This is a genomic window from Bradyrhizobium sp. th-b2 (assembly GCF_000426785.1).
Lineage (GTDB): Bacteria > Pseudomonadota > Alphaproteobacteria > Rhizobiales > Xanthobacteraceae > Bradyrhizobium > Bradyrhizobium septentrionale.
This window is the reverse complement of sequence record NZ_AUGA01000252.1, coordinates 1-1,327: the sequence shown is the minus strand read 5'-3', so window position 1 is coordinate 1,327 and position 1,327 is coordinate 1. Positions and strand designations below refer to the sequence as shown.

Annotated in this window: 1 protein-coding gene; it reads right to left on the bottom strand. The window is 65.3% G+C overall.

The window, feature by feature from the left end; all coding sequences use genetic code 11:
• A partial coding sequence (locus K359_RS0148140; protein WP_029085269.1) for a chemotaxis protein CheA occupies positions 1 to 1,327 on the bottom strand: 1,327 nt, incomplete at both ends.

Genomic DNA, 1,327 nt, shown 5'->3' with positions numbered 1-1,327 from the left:
CGGTACTGCACCATATAGCGGCCGTTCGAGAGCTCGATCTTGTCGGTTGCGATCTCTTCCAGCCGGGTGACGAGGCCAAGCGGCACCGCCTTGGGCTGGCTCGAGCCGGCGCGGAACACCAGCAGCGAGGTCAGCTGCTCGCCGCTCGAGGCGTGCGCCGCGGCACTGTCCTCGGCCATGTCATGGGCCGACGAGCCGGAGGCGCCGAGCGCCTTGGCGATGCCGTTGGGGTCGATGATCATGATCACGGCGCCATCGCCCAGGATGGTGTTGCCGGAGAACATGTCGATGTGACGCAGCTTGGTCGACATCGGCTTGACCACGATCTCCTCGGTGTGGAACACGCCGTCGACCACGATGCCAAAGGTCTGGCTGCCGACTTGCGTCACCACAATAAAGCCGTTCTCGGCGTCGGTGGTGGTCGCGCCGTCGTCGATCTTGAGCAGCTTCTTGAGATGGATCAGCGGCAGCAGCTTGTTGCGCAGCCGCAAGACCGCGGTGTCCTTGATCCGCTCGATGCGGTGCTCGGAGTTGGCGCGGGCCCGTACCAGCTCGACCACCGAGAGCTGCGGGATCGCAAAGCGGTCGCCGCCGGCTTCCACGATCAGGGCGGAGACGATCGCCAGGGTCAGCGGGATCTTGATGGTGACGGAAGCGCCCTCGCCGGCCACGCTCTTGATGTCGATGGTGCCGCCGATCTGGTCGATATTGGTGCGCACCACGTCCATGCCGACGCCGCGGCCCGACACCGAGGTCACCTGCGCTGCGGTCGAGAAGCCCGGCGCGAAGATGAACTTGTGGATCTGGGCTTCGGTCATCTTCTCCAGTTCAGCCTCGGTGACGAGGCCGTTCTGGAGCGCCTTGGCCTTGATCCGCTCGGTGTTGAGCCCGCGGCCATTGTCGGCGATGCAGATGATGATGTGGCCGCCCTCGTGATAGGCGGACAGGCGGATGGTGCCCTGCTCCGGCTTGCCGGCTGCGACCCGCTCGGCGGTGGTCTCCAGCCCGTGGTCGGCGGAGTTGCGCACCATGTGCGTCAACGGATCCTTGATCAGGTCGAGCACCTGGCGGTCGAGCTCGGTGTCGGCGCCGTGCATCTCCAGTTCGATCTGCTTGCCGAGTTCGCCGGAGAGGTCGCGGACGATGCGGGGCAGCTTCTGCCAGGCATTGCCGATCGGCTGCATGCGCGTCTTCATGACGCCTTCCTGCAGTTCGGCGGTGACATTGGAGAGCCGCTGCAGCGGCACCTTGAACTCGGTGTCCTCGTTGCGCCTGCTGATCTCCAGGAGCTGGTTGCGGGTCAAGACCAGCTCGGAGACCATGGTCA